Origin of the sequence: Cupriavidus taiwanensis, from assembly GCF_900250075.1 — a bacterium.
GTDB lineage: Bacteria > Pseudomonadota > Gammaproteobacteria > Burkholderiales > Burkholderiaceae > Cupriavidus > Cupriavidus taiwanensis_C.
In genome coordinates, this window is the sequence record NZ_LT977070.1 from 2,835,116 (window position 1) to 2,849,938 (window position 14,823).

18 protein-coding genes are annotated in these 14,823 nt (G+C 70.5%); 14 read left to right on the forward strand and 4 right to left on the reverse strand.

Going from position 1 to position 14,823, the window contains the following annotated elements; genetic code table 11:
* Window positions 1–13: 13 nt before the first annotated feature.
* Both pilV and CBM2588_RS13220 read right to left on the reverse strand, forming a co-directional pair.
* Window positions 14–577 carry a type IV pilus modification protein PilV gene (pilV, locus tag CBM2588_RS13215; protein WP_231942141.1) on the reverse strand — a complete coding sequence of 188 codons (564 nt, stop codon included), beginning with the start codon at window positions 575–577 and terminating at the stop codon, window positions 14–16.
* Entirely contained in the window at window positions 568–1,128 is a 561-nt protein-coding gene (locus CBM2588_RS13220; protein ID WP_115680876.1) for a GspH/FimT family pseudopilin, read from the reverse strand. Before CBM2588_RS13220 ends, pilV begins: the two co-directional genes overlap by 10 nt.
* Window positions 1,129–1,660: 532 nt before the next feature.
* Between CBM2588_RS13220 and CBM2588_RS13225 the strand changes: the two genes are divergently transcribed.
* The 8 genes from CBM2588_RS13225 (at window position 1,661) to CBM2588_RS13260 (ending at window position 8,207) form a co-directional block, all read left to right on the forward strand.
* Window positions 1,661–1,981, forward strand: coding sequence for a hypothetical protein (locus CBM2588_RS13225; RefSeq protein WP_115680877.1), 321 nt, complete (start codon window positions 1,661–1,663; stop codon window positions 1,979–1,981).
* A complete protein-coding gene (locus CBM2588_RS13230; RefSeq protein WP_115681486.1) occupies window positions 1,978–2,916 on the forward strand; it encodes a PilW family protein in 939 nt (312 codons plus the stop codon). Before CBM2588_RS13225 ends, CBM2588_RS13230 begins: the two co-directional genes overlap by 4 nt.
* Entirely contained in the window at window positions 2,910–3,503 is a 594-nt protein-coding gene (locus CBM2588_RS13235) for a pilus assembly PilX family protein (RefSeq protein WP_231942142.1), read from the forward strand. The genes CBM2588_RS13230 and CBM2588_RS13235 overlap by 7 nt, the downstream gene beginning before the upstream one ends.
* Entirely contained in the window at window positions 3,500–5,332 is a 1,833-nt protein-coding gene (locus CBM2588_RS13240) for a pilus assembly protein PilY (RefSeq protein ID WP_115680878.1), read from the forward strand. Before CBM2588_RS13235 ends, CBM2588_RS13240 begins: the two co-directional genes overlap by 4 nt.
* On the forward strand, window positions 5,329–5,787 hold the full coding sequence (locus CBM2588_RS13245; protein ID WP_115680879.1) for a type IV pilin protein: 459 nt from the start codon (window positions 5,329–5,331) through the stop codon (window positions 5,785–5,787). Before CBM2588_RS13240 ends, CBM2588_RS13245 begins: the two co-directional genes overlap by 4 nt.
* A gap of 7 nt (window positions 5,788–5,794) precedes the next feature.
* Window positions 5,795–6,355: a GspH/FimT family pseudopilin gene (locus CBM2588_RS13250; RefSeq protein ID WP_439897434.1), complete on the forward strand. Its 561-nt coding sequence runs from the start codon at window positions 5,795–5,797 to the stop codon at window positions 6,353–6,355.
* A 51-nt stretch (window positions 6,356–6,406) separates the two neighbouring features.
* The gene (ribD, locus tag CBM2588_RS13255) at window positions 6,407–7,522 is read left to right on the forward strand and encodes a bifunctional diaminohydroxyphosphoribosylaminopyrimidine deaminase/5-amino-6-(5-phosphoribosylamino)uracil reductase RibD (protein ID WP_115680880.1); all 1,116 of its coding nucleotides are present in this window, start codon (window positions 6,407–6,409) and stop codon (window positions 7,520–7,522) included.
* A gap of 61 nt (window positions 7,523–7,583) precedes the next feature.
* Window positions 7,584–8,207, forward strand: a complete 624-nt coding sequence (locus tag CBM2588_RS13260) for a riboflavin synthase (RefSeq protein ID WP_115680881.1) — start codon at window positions 7,584–7,586, stop codon at window positions 8,205–8,207.
* Between the two features lie 8 nt (window positions 8,208–8,215).
* Here CBM2588_RS13260 and CBM2588_RS13265 read toward each other — a convergent pair whose 3' ends face one another.
* Window positions 8,216–8,395 carry a hypothetical protein gene (locus CBM2588_RS13265; protein WP_231942143.1) on the reverse strand — a complete coding sequence of 60 codons (180 nt, stop codon included), beginning with the start codon at window positions 8,393–8,395 and terminating at the stop codon, window positions 8,216–8,218.
* Window positions 8,396–8,849: 454 nt separating this feature from the next.
* Between CBM2588_RS13265 and CBM2588_RS13270 the strand changes: the two genes are divergently transcribed.
* The 6 genes from CBM2588_RS13270 to CBM2588_RS13295 all read left to right on the forward strand — a co-directional run bounded on the left by CBM2588_RS13270 (window position 8,850) and on the right by CBM2588_RS13295 (window position 13,291).
* On the forward strand, window positions 8,850–9,137 hold the full coding sequence (locus CBM2588_RS13270) for a hypothetical protein (RefSeq protein WP_115680882.1): 288 nt from the start codon (window positions 8,850–8,852) through the stop codon (window positions 9,135–9,137).
* 75 nt (window positions 9,138–9,212) lie between these two features.
* Window positions 9,213–9,464: a hypothetical protein gene (locus CBM2588_RS13275; protein WP_115680883.1), complete on the forward strand. Its 252-nt coding sequence runs from the start codon at window positions 9,213–9,215 to the stop codon at window positions 9,462–9,464.
* A gap of 304 nt (window positions 9,465–9,768) precedes the next feature.
* Window positions 9,769–10,878, forward strand: a complete 1,110-nt coding sequence (gene ribBA, locus CBM2588_RS13280) for a bifunctional 3,4-dihydroxy-2-butanone-4-phosphate synthase/GTP cyclohydrolase II (protein WP_115680884.1) — start codon at window positions 9,769–9,771, stop codon at window positions 10,876–10,878.
* Window positions 10,879–10,963: 85 nt separating this feature from the next.
* Window positions 10,964–11,464 carry a 6,7-dimethyl-8-ribityllumazine synthase gene (gene ribH, locus CBM2588_RS13285; RefSeq protein WP_115680885.1) on the forward strand — a complete coding sequence of 167 codons (501 nt, stop codon included), beginning with the start codon at window positions 10,964–10,966 and terminating at the stop codon, window positions 11,462–11,464.
* The gene (gene nusB / locus CBM2588_RS13290) at window positions 11,457–11,975 is read left to right on the forward strand and encodes a transcription antitermination factor NusB (RefSeq protein WP_115680886.1); all 519 of its coding nucleotides are present in this window, start codon (window positions 11,457–11,459) and stop codon (window positions 11,973–11,975) included. The genes ribH and nusB overlap by 8 nt, the downstream gene beginning before the upstream one ends.
* A gap of 134 nt (window positions 11,976–12,109) precedes the next feature.
* Complete coding sequence (locus tag CBM2588_RS13295) at window positions 12,110–13,291, forward strand: pyridoxal phosphate-dependent aminotransferase (protein WP_115680887.1); 1,182 nt, start codon at window positions 12,110–12,112, stop codon at window positions 13,289–13,291.
* An 83-nt stretch (window positions 13,292–13,374) separates the two neighbouring features.
* On the opposite strand, the gene CBM2588_RS13300 is transcribed toward CBM2588_RS13295, so the two are convergent.
* Window positions 13,375–14,520: a lytic transglycosylase domain-containing protein gene (locus tag CBM2588_RS13300; protein WP_115680888.1), complete on the reverse strand. Its 1,146-nt coding sequence runs from the start codon at window positions 14,518–14,520 to the stop codon at window positions 13,375–13,377.
* Between the last annotated feature and the right edge of the window lie 303 nt (window positions 14,521–14,823).

The following is a 14,823-nucleotide window of genomic DNA, read 5'->3' on the forward strand; positions in this document are numbered from 1 at the left end:
CGCAGGATCGCTCTCATGGCTGGACGTGCAGCGTCAGGCTTTGCGTGGCGGCCATGGCCGAGGTCTGCGCCGCGGTGGTCTGGTTGTAGGCCAGGTAGTGCTCGCTCCAGGTGGCGGTCAGGCTGCAGCGGATCGGGCGGCTGATGTCGTTGCTGCAGTTGACCGTGGCCGCATAGGTGGGAAAGTGTGCTGCCATGTCCGCGGCCCAGTGCTGCACGTCGTAGGCGGCCATCTGGATCGGCGTGCAGGCTACGCTGGCGCAGTCCGGCGCGGTGGCGCTGAGCGCGCCGGTGCTGTCGGTCACCGTCGCGCCGGACAGCGTGAATGTCTGCGGCGCCGTGCCGGCCGCCCAGAAGCCGCGGTTGCCGTGCATCGCCGCGGCCAGGCTTTCCAGTTGCAGCGCCACCAGCGAACGCCCGCGCGCAATCTGCGTATTGGCCAGCGCCGCCGCCTGCATCTTGGCCAGGCCGAGCAGTCCCACCGAGGTGATCACCAGCGTGATCAGCACCTCGATCAGCGAGAGTCCGCGCGCCATGCGGCGCCGGTGCAGGCTGCCGTCCCGTCCGGTCACTGGCATGCGCCCTCCCCGGCGCGCTGGATGGTCTGCCGGCCGGCAATATTGATGGCGATGCAGCGCGTGGCGTCGTCGGCCACCGGGCTGGTGCGCAGCGTCATCGTCAGCGCGCCGCCGGGCAGCACGGCGAAGCCGTCGCGGTTGTAGCTCAGGAAAGCCGCGCCGGCGGGCGTGGTGAAGGTGTCGGTGGCGGACCAGCCGGCGCGGTAGTGCAGCACCTCGTCGGCCGGCGGGGCCGCGTCCACCGTTCCCGACCCGTTGCGGTCGACGAACGCGATCCAGCCGCGCGCCCAGTTGCCGGCGCCCAGGCAGGCGCTGCCATTGGCGGACGGGCACACGCTGACCGGCAGGCCGCGCTTGACGGCCTCGCTGCGCGCGAGCTGCAGGGTGCCGACCATCGACTGGATCTCGCTGTCGACGCGGCTGGTGCGCAGCAGCGAGACGAACGAAGGCGTGCCGATCGCCGCCAGGATCGCCACCATCACCACCACCGCCATCAGCTCGACCAGCGTCAGCCCGCGGCAGCGCCGGCGCAACGCGACCGGGCCGGGCATGGCCACATCGTGGTGAGAACGGGGAGGCGCGGTATCGCGAAGGCGAACCGTCGCCGGCATGTCAGCGCGCCGGCAGAGGTGCCGCCGCCGATGGACAAGGTACTGCCAGGATGACCCGATGCATGTTGACCCCCGATAAATGGCTTTGTTATCTGGGCAGGCACTCCGCTCTGACGGCGGAAAGGCCAGCCCGCACCCGAATTCTTGTTCTATGCCTCGCTGCCGGCCGGGTGGCTGGCAACGGGATGCCGCAGATCGAACCGATCCGCGAACCGAATAGCGGAATCGCTACGACTTTGCAACACCCGCGATAGTGGGGAATTTGATAATTCCTGTCAATTGCATCGCGCAGCGTTTGGCGGCGAGCCGGCAACGCGTTGGGCCGCCGCAACTGACTGCGGGCAGGCGTCGCGATCGGGGCCGGCATGCCCGCGCTTAACACAATGGTGCGGATCTTCCCGCTTTACGTTTCGGCACGTTCGCGGCCGTGAGGGCTGGCTAATCTGGGCCCATCGCCTTCACCGCCCATGCCATGTCCTCACCCGCAAACCGGCGTCCTCCGCCGCCGCCAACTATCCCGCAACCCGGGCTCCAGCGCGCCTACGCGCTGATCGAGGCGCTTGGCGCCCTGTCGATCGTACTTGCCGGACTGCTGCCGATGGCAGTGGTCGGCACCACCGGGCTGGGCTGGTTGCGCGAACTGGAGCGCCTGGCGCAGGCCACGCGCAGCGCGGCCGACGAAGCCGAGCTGGGCCGCTGTGCAGCGCCCCTGGCCACCGCGGTCGCCGGCATCATGCCGATGCCGGATGCCGGCAGCTGCCTGCCGGGCGGATCAACATGGGCGCGACCATGAGCCGGCTCATTGACGCCCGCAGCTCGCGGACCCGCACGCGCGGCTTCTCGCTGGTCGAATTGATGGTCGGCATGACGCTGGGCCTGATCGCCTCTGCCGCGGCCGGCGCCGCCTTCCTGAACGCGCACGCCGCCTACCTCGCCGCCACCGACCGCGTGCTGATCGAGGAACGCGGCCAGCGCGCGCTCGCCATTCTTGCCACGCTGCTGCGCCAGTCCGGCTGGCCGGGCGAGCCTGCGTCCGACATGGCCGGCACCGCCCTGCCCGCGGTCAGCGGCGCGGACAATTGCGGGCAACCCGGCCTGGCGGCCGTGCCCGTCTGCGCAAGGGCCGCCATTGGCCAAAGCGACGCGCTGCTGGTCCGCTTCAGCGGCAGCGGCCGGTCGGCCGCGCCGGCGCAGCCGGACGACACCATGACCGATTGCAGCGGTTATCCGCTCGCGGCGCGCAAGGCCGGCGCCGCGGCGAGCGCCGGCTACGTCGCGGAGAACCTGCTCTATGTGGCGGCTGGCGCCGATGGCGTGCCGCAGCTGCTGTGCCGTTATCCGGCCCGCCGCAACGGCCTCGTCGACGGCAGCGGCTGGACCTCGGGCGCGCTGGTGCGCGGCGTGGAATCGCTGCAATTGCGCTTTGGCCTGGACATGGACCAGGACGGCCGCCCCGAGCGCTTCGAAACGGCCTCGGTAATGCCGCCGCCGGGCGATGCCGCGTGGCAACGCGTGGTGGCGGTTCAGATCGCCGTCGCGGTGCGGGGCGACCGGCCGGGTTCCGCCATGCCGGCCCAGGACAGCGGCAGTGACAGGCCGTCGCTGACAGGCACCGCGGCCGGAGACCTGTCATCCCCTTCGTCGGTGCCGGCCGGCACGGCGCGCCGCGTGTTCGCCGCCACGGTAAGGCTGCGCAATGCGCCCCGCTGCGAGGAGACGCTGTGCTAGCGCATTGCCCGGCACGCTCGCGCCACGCCGGCGCCATCACGCTGCTGCTGTGCGCCACCCTGCTGCTGATGGTGGTGCTGATCGCGGCCGCCACGCTGCAGATGCTGCTGGCCGGCCGGCAGCTTGCCGTCATGCAGCGCGAGCGCGAACTCGCCTTCCGCGCCGCCGAGGCGGCGCTGCGCGACGGCGAGGCCGAGCTGCTGGCAGCCGCCACATCGCCGGACACGCACGACCGCCTGGCGCTTTTGCCTGCGCCGGGTCGCTGCGGCAGCGGCCAGCAGGCGGGCGTCTGCCGGCCCGCGCTGGCCGGGCCTCCGGTGTGGCAGCCGTGGCTGCGGGTCGATGCCGACGTCGACGCCATCGGCGTGCCACTGGGCCGCTTTACCGGCGCTGCGCTGCCGGCCAACGCAGCCGCACAGGAGCCGCCGCGCTATGTCGCGGAAATTCTGGATGAAGCGCCGGCCGGCTACAGCGCGCCGGACCCCACTGTCGCAATCGCCCCGTGGCCGCGGATCCGTGTGACCGCGATCGGCTTCGGCCCCACGCGCGCCGTGCGCGCACTGTTGCAAAGCGTGATCCAGCCATGACCCGCCTCGCCCGCTGCGCGCTCGTCTGCCTTGCCCTGATGCTTGTTCCCGCGTGCCATGCCGCCGGGTCCGAAGCGGGCCGGCTGCCGCTGGCCTACCGGAGCGCGAACGGCGCCTATCCGTGGACCGGGCGCTTGTTCGCCATCGGCTGGCAGGACCTGACGCAGGCGCCCTCGCCTGGCATGTGGGAGGCCGGCGACCACCTCGACCGTCGGACGGTGCCATCGCGACGGATATTCACCTACGCCGCGCCGGACGGCGCAACGGCACGCGCCATGCCGCTGCAGTGGGATGCTGTCACCGAGGCCCCGCACATGGGCGACAGCGCATCGGTGGACTGGCTGCGCGGCGACAAGACCCGTGCCGACCTGCGCCCGCGCGATACCCGCCTGGGCAATGCGGCAGGCGCGCGCGTGCGGGTGGTGGCGCCGCCGGCCTGGTCGCCCGGCAAACCCGGCCACGCCGGCTTTCGTCTGCGCTACAGCCTGCGCCCGCACGTGGCCTGGCATGGCACTGTCGACGGCCTGCTGCACGCGTTCGATGCCGCGACCGGCGAAGAGCGTGCCGCTTACCTGCCGGGCGCGCTGCTGCCCTATGCCCTGGCCATGCCGGCCCCGGGCACACCGACGCTGCCACCGCCATGCCCGCGCCCGGAAGCGCAGGACGTCACCCTCCGCGGCGAATGGCGCACGGTGCTGCTGTGCGGCGTCCCGGCCAATGCCGCGGCCGGCAACCCCGCCGCAGTCTTCGCGCTTGACGTCACCGATCCCGACGGACAGATGCCGTTCGTGCCGATCTGGGAGATCGCTGCGACCGACGCCTTGCCACTGGCCGCGCGCGGACCGGTACGCGCGGCCGGCATCCGTAGCCAGGATGGGTTGCGCTGGTTCGCGGTGGTGATCGTCGATGCGGGCGCCAATGACGAAGCGGGTGTTGCCCGCGCCGGACTGGCGCTGCTGCCACTGGACAAGCCCGCCGGCGCCGCATGGGCCGGCCAGTACGCCATCCGCACCTTGCGCTTGCCGGAGCGTGATTGCCTCGACGCCCCCGCGGCGGGGCAGCTGGTGGCGGTCAGCGTGCTGTCCGATATGAGCGGTGCCGCGCTCGCTGCCTATGCCACCGACGATGCCGGCCAGCTCTGGCGCTTCGCGCTCGCCGACCTGCCGCCGGCCGGGGCAGGCCCTGCCGCGGCCTGCCTGTACCGGATGCAGGTGTCCGCCCGACCGGCCAGGGAAGAGGCGCCCGTATTGCTCGGATCCCCCACCGCGCCCGTGGTGATCTACGGCGCCGGCAACGAACTGGCCGCGGTGCCCGATGGCGCTGCCATACGCAGCGCCACGGCCCGCACGCCCCGGCAGGTCACGGTCCAGGTTGCGGACAACGGCCACATCCTGCGCGCGGCCCCCGACGGCACACAGGATCCCGGCTGGCGCCTGACCCTGCCCCATGCCGGCGAACAGCTGGTCCAGGTCGAGCCGGTCTTCCCCGGCTACCTGCTGTTCGTGACCCGCACGCCCGATGGCGCGCAGCGCAGCTACCTGGTGCTGGCGGCGACCGGGGAATCCGTCGTGCAGCGCAGCTCCGGCGAGCGCCTGCTGGTCGCCACCGGCCAGTTGCTGCCGCCCGGGGCCAGCGTGTTCGCGACCCGCACCGAATTGCCCGGCACGCCCGCTCAACCGGGCGGCGCCGGACGCCAGGCCTTTGCCCTCTCAGTGTGGGCGGCGACGGGCAACGCCGTCACGCAGATCGCACAAACGCTGGCCACGCGCCGCACCGGACGCCTGCGCTGGCGCGAGATCGTCGGCCCGGCCAGGGAGGATGCGCCATGAGGAGCCTGGCATCGGCCTGCCGGCGCAAGCGCGGCTTCAGCCTGATCGAACTGGTGGCGGCGCTGGCCGTGATGGCCATCCTCGCGGCCATCGCCGTGCCCGCGTGGCACCGCCATCTGGCGCGAGGCTGGCGCGCGCAAGCCCGTGCCGCGCAGACCGGCGCGATGCTGCGGCTGGAGCGGCATGCGCTCGAAGCCATGACCTTTGCCGCCGCGCCAGGGTCCGACATGATTGCCGGCGAGTGGCCGCTGCGCGTGCCGGCCAATGGCCCGGTGCGCCACCTGGTAAGCGCCGGCGATTGCCCTCAAGCCGCGCTCGATACCTGTGTCGAACTCCGTGCCGTGCCGCAAGCCGCGGATCCCGAATGCGGGACGCTGATCCTGCGCAGCACCGGCCAGTGGCTGGCGCTTCCCGATGGCGCGGCGGTGCCGCAGCCTTTGCCGCACCATTGCTGAGGCGCGCATGGACATGACATGGGATGCCGGCAGGCATCGACACACTGCCGGGCTGACGCTGGTCGAACTGGTCGCCGGCCTTGCCATTCTCGGCGTGTTCACGGCCGCGGCCTATCCGGTGTTCAGCGGCATGCTCGCGCGCCAGCAGGTCACGCTGGCCGCCGACCGGCTGGCGATGTCGCTGGCGCTGGCACGCGCCACCGCGCTGTCGCGCCGCGTCGAGGTGACGCTGCAGCCGCTGCCGGGCGAGTCCACGCTGAGTCCGGGCTGGCAGCTGGTGACGGCCGGCGCCGGCCCGGACCAGCCGGTGGTGCTGTCCGTGGTCGAGCCCGGCACGCCGTGCCTGTCCGTGGCCCTGCGGCAGACCGTGCGCGGCGCCAATGTGCTGAAATTCCTGCCTGTGGGATACTCTCGTTCTGAGCAGGGCGGTTTCCAGGCCGCCACCTTTACGCTTGGCTGCCGTGGCGAGCAGCGGCAAGTCAGGCTGGGAGCGCAGGGACGTATCCGACTCTGCACTCCCGGCCGCGACGCCGACTGCGAGGCGGCGGAATCCCCCGAACCGCCATGACCTGGCAGCCCTGCCACCCAATCTCAGCGCCAAGGCCCACCCGATCGCCGAATGTTTTCCGATACCGACCACGCCGCCATGCAGCAGGCGCTCGCGCTCGCCGCGCGGGGCATGTTCAACACCACGCCCAATCCGCGCGTCGGCTGCGTGCTGATCAAGGATGGCCAGGTCATCGGACAGGGCTTCACCCAGCCGGCCGGGCAGGACCATGCCGAGATCCAGGCGATGAAAGACGCGCTGTCGCGCGGGCTCGATCCGGCCGGCGCCACCGCCTATGTCACGCTGGAGCCGTGCAGCCATTTCGGCCGCACCCCGCCGTGCGCCGATGCACTGGTGCGCGCCGGCGTGGCGCGCGTGGTGGCGGCGATGGAAGACCCCAATCCGTCGGTCTCCGGGCGCGGCCTGCAGCGCCTGCGCGATGCCGGCATCGACGTGCGCTGCGGCCTGCTGGAAAAGGAGGCGCGCGACCTGAATATCGGCTTTGTCTCGCGCATGACGCGCGGGCTGCCGTGGGTGCGCGTCAAGGTGGCGGCATCGATGGATGGCGGCACGGCGCTCCATGACGGCACTAGCCAATGGATCACCGGCCAGGCCGCGCGTGACGACGGGCACGCCTGGCGCGCCCGCGCCTGCGCCATCCTGACCGGCATCGGCACCGTTCGCGACGACAATCCCGCGCTGACGGTGCGCGCCATCGCCACGCCGCGCCAGCCGCAGCGGGTGCTGGTCGATTCCCGCCTCGAAGTGCCACTCGACGCGCAGATCCTGACCCCGGACACCGGCGAGTTTGCCCGGCCCGTGCTGGTGTTCTGCGCGGTGGAAGACCGCCAGCGCCAGCGCGCGCTGGAAGGCCGCGGCGCCGAAGTCGTGGTGCTGCCCAACCCGCACGGCAAGGTCGAGTTGCGCCGCATGCTGGAAGAACTCGGCCGGCGCGGCATCAACGAATTGCACGTAGAGGCGGGCTTCAAGCTCAACGGTTCGCTGGTGCGCGAGCACTGCGCCGACGAACTGCTGATCTACCTGGCGCCCAAGCTGCTCGGCGATGCCCAGGGCATGTTCAACCTGCCGCCGCTGGCGCGGCTGCAGGATGCCGAGCAGTTCCACTGGCATGAAGTCCGGCAGATCGGCGACGACCTGCGGCTGATCGCCCGGCGCAACGACGCGTAACGCCACCAGCGACGGCAGCCCATCCCGGGATTCCCCAAAACCTCAAGCACAAGACTCCACCATGTTTACTGGCATTGTCGCGGCGGTCGGCCGCATTGAATCCGTGACCCCGCTCGGCGCCGCCGCCGACGCCGGCGTGCGCCTGCGCATCGCCGCGGGCGGGCTGGACCTGTCGGACGTCATCATCGGCGACAGCATCGCCATCCAGGGCGCCTGCATGACGGTGGTCGCCATGGCGCCCGACGCCTTCGACGTCGAGGTCTCGCGCGAATCGCTGGACAAGACCGTGGGCCTCGACCGCGCCGGCCGCGTCAACCTGGAGAAGGCGCTGCGCCTGGCCGACCGGCTCGGCGGCCACCTGGTGTCGGGGCATGTCGACGGCCTGGGCGAAGTGGTGCATTTCGCGCCGGTGGGCGAGTCGCACGAGCTGCGCATCCGCGCCCCGCGCGAGCTGGCGCGCTACCTGGCCTACAAGGGCTCGGTGGTGGTCAACGGCGTGTCGCTGACCGTCAACCGCGTCACCGATGAAGCCGACGGCTGCGAGTTCTCGATCAACCTGATTCCGCACACCGTCGAAGTGACCACGCTGCAGGAGCTCAAGCCCGGCGCGCGCGTGAACCTGGAGATCGACCTGATCGCGCGTTACGTGGAACGGATGCTGTCGAGCACGCAGGCTCCCGCGTAAGACGCACGCTAGCGGCCCTCGTCGGGCACGTTGTAAGCCTGGCGCAACTGGTCGGTGAAGGGCCGCAGCGCTTCCACGCACGCGGCGCTGTCGCCGCCTTCCATGGTCGACAGGCTCCAGTTGCAGCCGCTGGCATCCGGGGCGTGCCAGACAATATCGCCAAAGCAGGCGCCCTCGCACGCGGGCACCTTGGCCTGCTCTGCCCGGACCCATCGCGCGCAGTTCGGCCTTGTTCTTGATCTGTCTCGGCATGGCTGTCTCCCTGGATAATGCAAACGTGCGGACGCGCCCCACGGTGTGGCGCGCAGTCCGGCGAACACTTCAGATCCGCCCTGGTGCAGCTTACGCTACCGCCCCTTGCTGGTGGCAAGTTTTCTCGCCGCTAGGCCTATGTTGTAAGTGAACTGGGAGGGGCGACGCGGTACGCCTAGAATGAAAGGGCTGTGCCGATGGCTGGTCTGGCCCACGGCGCACCCCCCGCATTTCGCATTTCGCATTTCGCTTTTCCCTCGCCTACGCCTTATCGGACGCTGCCGCCTGGCGATCGCGTCCTGCTCACTGGCGTTTCCATACATCCGCCACGCCGCGCAATCGCGCCGTGACCGCCGCGCCGCTTGCGCCCGGCGACCAGGAGGATCTCGCATGCCCGCGCCTGCTTCCCGAATGACTTACCGCTGGATTGCGGCGATGCCGCGGCTGCAGCCGCCGCGCCATGCCGCACGCGCGCCGCATCACATGGGCCTGCTGCGGCTCAGTTCGACGCCGCTGCGGCGCGCGGTCACGCTGCTGATCGACTGGGATCGCGCCGTCGGCAACGGCTGGCCGCGCCTGCAGCCGCCGTCATTGCCGTTGTGGCGCTTCAGGCCGTTCAAGCGCCCCGCCGCGCGGCGGTATGCCGGCTTTCCGTGGTGCCATGGCCGGACCGACTGAAACGCTGAAACGCAGCGTACCGCCATCCCGCCATCCATCGCGCGTTGCACACGCGCCAACCAAGCCGGAACCAGCATGGACGAAAGCTTCTTCTATCAGCACTGCCACGTGGTCGTAACGCTGGCCGAGGTGACCTTCGGCAAATGGGAATGGTCGTATGCGCTCGATGCGCACGCCAGGTTCCACCGGCCCAACGCCGGCTTCCCCACCCGCGAGCTCGCGCTGGCTGACGCCACGCGCGCTGCCCGGACCCGCATCGCCAGGACTTCGCGCCTGCGCACCCCTGCCGCCGCGGCGGACTGGACGCCGCTGGCCGAAGCCGCGTAAGGCAAGATACCGGCAGCGCATACGACCACGCGTCGCAGCCGCCACGCGCCTGGCTCCAGCGCCCTTCCCCGGATTCCCCCTTCCCCACACGCCACGCCAGCCGGCGCACTTTCCGCTGCCGCGGCCTCCCGCGTAGGCTGCCTTGGCGTACAATAGCCGGCTTGACTGGGCAACCTGCCGGGCGTATATGGCCCGGCCGGCCCGGCCCGAAGCCCCGCCTCAGTCCGGCCGCTTTCCACCGCGGCCATGGTTCCTACCACAGCCATTCGCCTGATTTCCGCCCCAACCTGCCGTTCAGCACGCCATGACAATCGCCCGTACCGAAGACATCATTGCCGACATTCGCGCCGGCCGCATGGTCATCCTTGTCGACGAGGAAGACCGCGAGAATGAGGGCGACCTGGTCCTGGCTGCCGATTTCGTCACGCCGGAGGCGATCAACTTCATGGCCAAGCATGGCCGCGGCCTGATCTGCCTGACGCTGACCGCCGAGCGCTGCCGCCAGCTCGACCTGCATCCGATGGTAAGCCGCAACGGCACCCAGCACGGCACCAACTTCACCGTCTCGATCGAAGCTGCCGAGGGCGTGACCACCGGCATTTCCGCCGCCGACCGCGCCCGCACCGTGCAGGCTGCCGTCGCCCGTGACGCCAAGCCGGCCGACCTGGTCCAGCCCGGCCATATCTTCCCGCTGACGGCCCAGCCCGGCGGCGTGCTGATCCGCGCCGGCCATACCGAGGCCGGCTGCGACCTGGGCGCGCTGGCCGGGCTGACGCCGGCGGCGGTGATCTGCGAGATCATGAAGGACGACGGCACCATGGCGCGCCTGCCCGACCTGGTCGAGTTCGCGCAGGAGCATGACCTGAAGATCGGCACCATCGCCGACCTGATCCACTACCGCAGCCGCACCGAGAGCATTATCGAGCGCGTCGGCGAGCGTGCCATGCAAACCCCGTACGGCACCTTCCACAGCATCGCCTACCGTGACAAGCCGACCGGCCAGGCCCACCTAGCGCTGGTCAAGGGCCAGCCCACGCCGGAACAGGAAACGCTGGTGCGCGTGCACGAGCCGTTCTCGGTGCTCGACCTGCTGGAAGTGAAATGCACCACGCACTCGTGGAGCATCCCGGCGGCGATGCAGGCCATCGCCGAGGCCGACAAGGGCGTGATCGTGCTGCTGAACTGCGGCGACACCGTCGAACAGCTGTTCACGCAGTTCAGCGCGCTCGACGCGCCGCAGTCGCGTCCGCGCCGCAAGCCGGACCTGCGCACCTATGGCATGGGCGCGCAGATCCTGAAGGATGTCGGCGTCGGCAAGATGCGCGTGCTGGCCGCCAGGCAGCGCATGCCCAGCATGACCGGCTTCGACCTGGAAGTGACCGGCTACCAGCCGATGAGCGGCCAGGCCGACTGAGCCGGCCCCAGGACCGAGCCATCCCCAATACCCGGGCCGCGGCGCATGCCGCCGCGGCCCTCCCGAAAAACTGGAGAATTGAACAATGGATCACGGCTTCTACCCCAGCAACCTCGACGGTGAAGGCCTGCGCATCGGCATCGTGCAGGCGCGCTTCAACGAGCCGGTCTGCGCCGAACTGCTCGAGGCCTGCGTAGCCGAGCTGGAAAAGCTTGGCGTCGAGGGCGAAGACACCCTGGTGGTAACCGTTCCGGGCGCACTGGAAGTCCCGCTGGCACTGCAGAAGATGTGCGAGAGCGGTCAGTTCGACGCGCTGGTCGCGCTGGGCGCCGTGGTGCGCGGCGAGACCTATCACTTCGAGCTGGTCTCGAACGAGTCGGGCGCGGGCATCACCCGCGTCGGCCTGGACTTCAACGTGCCGATCGCCAATGGCATCCTGACCGTCGACACCGACGAGCAGGCCCATGCCCGCACCCGCGAAAAGGGCCGCGACTGCGCGCGCGCCGCGGTGGAGATGGCCAACCTGGTGGCGGCGCTCGATTCGCTGCGCGGCCAGGAAGACGAAGACGAGGACGATGATGAGTGATACCTCGAACACGCCGGACAACGACGCCGGCAAGGCGGCCGGGGGCAAGCCCGGCGCGGCCCGCACCGAAGCCAAGGCGCCGCCCAAGAGCGCGCGCCGCCGCTCGCGCGAACTGGCCCTGCAGGGCCTGTACCAGTGGCTGCTGAACCGCAACGACATCGGCGCGATCCAGGCCCACCTGCACGACGCCCAGGGCTTCAACAAGGCCGACCGCGAGCACTTCGACGCGCTGCTCAATGGCGCCGTGCGCGAAGAGGCACGCCTGACCGCCGCCTTCGAGCCATTCCTGGACCGCTCCGTCGACGAACTGTCGCCGGTCGAGCGCGCCGCCCTGCTGGTCGGCAGCTACGAGCTGGTGCACTGCCTGGACATCCCGTACAAGGTCGTCATCAACGAAGCCGTCGAGCTGACCAAGACTTTCGGCGGCGTCGAGGGCTACAAGTACGTCAACGGCGTGCTGGACAAGCTTGCGGCCCAGGTACGCGCCGCGGAAGTGGCTGCGCGCCGCTAAGCCACCCCGCGGCTGCGCCGTGCCGTCGCGCTGGCCCTGGCGCCAGCGGCGATGAAGACGACACCCGCCGCGGCGGGTGTTTTCATTCCCACCGACCCTTTTTGCTGAACGGGCCCCTGCCCGCCCGGAACACCATGGACTTGCAGCACCTGGCCACCGCCTCCCGCCTCGCCAATATCGACGCCTTCCATGTGATGGAGCTGGCCAAGCAGGCCGCCGCGCTGGAGCGCGCCGGCCGCCATATCGTGCACATGGGCATCGGCGAGCCGGACTTCACCGCCGCCGAGCCGGTGGTGCGCGCCGCCGAAGCGGCGATGCGCCGCGGCGTCACGCAGTACACCGGGGCGCTGGGCATCCATCCGCTGCGCGAGGCCATCGCCGGCTATTACCAGACCGCCTACGGCCTGGACATCCCGGCGCGGCGCGTGATCGTCACCGCCGGCGCTTCCGGGGCGCTACTGCTGGCGTGCGCGGTGCTGGTCGAGATCGGCGCCGAAGTGCTGATGCCGGACCCTAGCTACCCGTGCAACCGCCACTTCGTCGCCGCCTTCGACGGCGTCGCGCGCATGATCCCGAGCGGCCCGGCCGAGCGCTTCCAGCTGACCGCCGCGCAGGTCGAGACCCACTGGGGCGAGCAGACCCGCGGCGTGCTGCTGGCCTCGCCGTCCAACCCGACCGGCACCTCGATCCTGCGCGACGAACTCGCGCGGATCCTGCAGGCGGTGCGCGCGCGTAACGGCTTCGCCATCCTGGACGAGATCTACCAGGGCCTGTCCTACGATGCCCCGCCGGTGTCGGCGCTGAGCCTGGACCCGAACGTGGTCACGGTGAACAGCTTCTCGAAGTACTTCAACATGACCGGCTGGCGCCTGGGCTGGCTGGTGGTGCCGGAGGCGCTGGTCGAGGCCTTCGAGAAGGTCGCGCAGAACCTGTTCATCTGCGCCTCGGCGGTGGCGCAGTACGCCGCGCTGGCGTGCTTCACGCCCGAGGCGCTGGCCATCTACGACGAGCGCAAGGCCGAATTCCGCCGCCGCCGCGACCTGATCGTGCCGGCACTGGAGTCGCTCGGCCTGCGCGTGCCGGTGCGCCCCGACGGCGCCTTCTATGTGTATGCGGACTGCCGCGGCGTCAACCACCCGGCCGCCGGCGACGCCGACCGCCTGACGCAGGCCATGCTGCACGACGCGGGCGTGGTGATGGTGCCGGGGCAGGACTTCGGCCCGCATACGGCCCGGGACTACATCCGGATCTCGTATGCGACCTCGCGCGAGAATATCGAGGAGGCGATGGCGCGGCTGGGCCAACTGTTCCGCTGACCGCACCCCTGCCGCTGCGGCGGCAGACCAACAAAAAAGCACCCCGCGGGGTGCTTTTCTTCTGGGCGATGCCGGGGCCAGGCTCAGGCGTTGTGCGGCCCGTTATTGGCTTCCAGCTTCTCGGTCGGTGCATGCTCGACCGGCGCCTTGTCCTCGGCGGCCGGCTTGTCGGCATTGGCCGGCGCGCTGCGCACGCCGATCAGCTGGCGCAGGCGGGCACGCTCGGCCAGCACCTTGGCGCCGTAGCCTCCGTCGGTGGCCGTGGTGGCGCCGACGTAGTACTTCAGGCCACCCTCGAGCGAGCCGGCGCGGGCGATGCAGTCCTTGAGCACCAGCGCGCCGATCTTGATGTTGGCGTACGGGTTCAGGGCGGCGGACACGCCGCCGACGGCTTCGTACTTGTCCTGGTGGACCTTGGTCATGACCTGCATCAGGCCCTGCGCCCCCACGCCGCTTTCGGCGTACGGGTTGAAGCTGGACTCGATCGCGATCACGCCCAGGATCAGCAGCGGGTCAATGCCGACCTCGCGCCCGGTCAGGTAGGCCGCCTTGACCAGCTGCGCGGTGGCCTGGGCCGCCACGCGGTACTTGCGGGCGATATAGTCCGCCACGGCGGCCTGCTCGCGCGCGCTGCCCAGCGTGGCGCCGGTGCTGCGGGCGTCCATCGCCACGCGCGTCACCGGGATCCGCGCGGCCAGGTGCGCAACCGACGGCACCTTGGTATTGGCCGCCAGGCTCCATTCGTCGACGCCCGACACGGTCGGCAGGCCGAGCTTGCCACCGCGGCCAGTGCCATAGCCGAACTTGGCCGCCGCGACGTCCGCCGTGCCCGGCGGGACGGCGCCGGATACGGCCGGGCTGTTGGCAGCATTGGCAGCATTGGCAGCATTGGCAGCATTGGCAGCATTGGCGGCAGTGCCGGCATGCGCGGGCGCTGCCACGGCAGCGCTCACCAGCACCGCCGGCGCCTCGTCACCGGCCAGCAAGGCGGCCAGCGTGGTGCGCCACTCCTGGCTCACCGACAGCGACACCGCCGAAACCACCGCCATCACGCCCAGGCTGTTCAGGGCGTACTTCAGCGTCGTGCGGCCACCGCGCAAGGCGCGGCCCGCGACCGGATGCGCAAGACGGACCTGCAATGCCCGACTCACTCCGGGTACCGGCTGTCGGAGGCGGACCTGCAGGGCCCGCCCGATGCCGGGAAGATGAAGGGTTTTCCAACCGCTCATGCTTACCTCCATCCGTTGCCCGCTTCGCGTGCCCGACTGCGGCATGCGCCCGATCTCAACGTACTCAAGTAAGGATGCCGCGCCGTCTAGCAGTGACGACCAAGCACCTGTTGGCAGGGCGCTCCCCATGCGCCCAACTGGAAACAGGCCACGCCCTGGGGGGGCGCTACCTGCCACGACTTAACTCTCTACACTCCGGCAAGTCGCCGGAGGCGACCGGTCGCCCGCCATGCGCGCGGGTCTATGACCATCGGTCCTTGCTGGAGGGACTTTCTGGCACGTTGTTTTAATGTGCACCCCTTG

Excerpts from the sequence above, each read along its gene's own strand:
- ribD (WP_115680880.1), top strand. The coding sequence starts at position 6,407 with ATGTTTTCCGATACCGACCACGCCGCCATGCAGCAGGCGCTCGCGCTC.
- ribBA (WP_115680884.1), top strand. The coding sequence starts at position 9,769 with ATGACAATCGCCCGTACCGAAGACATCATTGCCGACATTCGCGCCGGC.
- CBM2588_RS13240 (WP_115680878.1), top strand. The coding sequence starts at position 3,500 with ATGACCCGCCTCGCCCGCTGCGCGCTCGTCTGCCTTGCCCTGATGCTT.
- CBM2588_RS13245 (WP_115680879.1), top strand. The coding sequence starts at position 5,329 with ATGAGGAGCCTGGCATCGGCCTGCCGGCGCAAGCGCGGCTTCAGCCTG.
- CBM2588_RS13275 (WP_115680883.1), top strand. The coding sequence starts at position 9,213 with ATGGACGAAAGCTTCTTCTATCAGCACTGCCACGTGGTCGTAACGCTG.
- CBM2588_RS13270 (WP_115680882.1), top strand. The coding sequence starts at position 8,850 with ATGCCCGCGCCTGCTTCCCGAATGACTTACCGCTGGATTGCGGCGATG.
- nusB (WP_115680886.1), top strand. The coding sequence starts at position 11,457 with ATGAGTGATACCTCGAACACGCCGGACAACGACGCCGGCAAGGCGGCC.
- CBM2588_RS13250 (WP_439897434.1), top strand. The coding sequence starts at position 5,795 with ATGGACATGACATGGGATGCCGGCAGGCATCGACACACTGCCGGGCTG.
- CBM2588_RS13260 (WP_115680881.1), top strand. The coding sequence starts at position 7,584 with ATGTTTACTGGCATTGTCGCGGCGGTCGGCCGCATTGAATCCGTGACC.
- pilV (WP_231942141.1), bottom strand. The coding sequence starts at position 577 with ATGCCAGTGACCGGACGGGACGGCAGCCTGCACCGGCGCCGCATGGCG.
- CBM2588_RS13300 (WP_115680888.1), bottom strand. The coding sequence starts at position 14,520 with ATGAGCGGTTGGAAAACCCTTCATCTTCCCGGCATCGGGCGGGCCCTG.
- CBM2588_RS13225 (WP_115680877.1), top strand. The coding sequence starts at position 1,661 with ATGTCCTCACCCGCAAACCGGCGTCCTCCGCCGCCGCCAACTATCCCG.
- ribH (WP_115680885.1), top strand. The coding sequence starts at position 10,964 with ATGGATCACGGCTTCTACCCCAGCAACCTCGACGGTGAAGGCCTGCGC.
- CBM2588_RS13230 (WP_115681486.1), top strand. The coding sequence starts at position 1,978 with ATGAGCCGGCTCATTGACGCCCGCAGCTCGCGGACCCGCACGCGCGGC.
- CBM2588_RS13295 (WP_115680887.1), top strand. The coding sequence starts at position 12,110 with ATGGACTTGCAGCACCTGGCCACCGCCTCCCGCCTCGCCAATATCGAC.
- CBM2588_RS13220 (WP_115680876.1), bottom strand. The coding sequence starts at position 1,128 with ATGCCCGGCCCGGTCGCGTTGCGCCGGCGCTGCCGCGGGCTGACGCTG.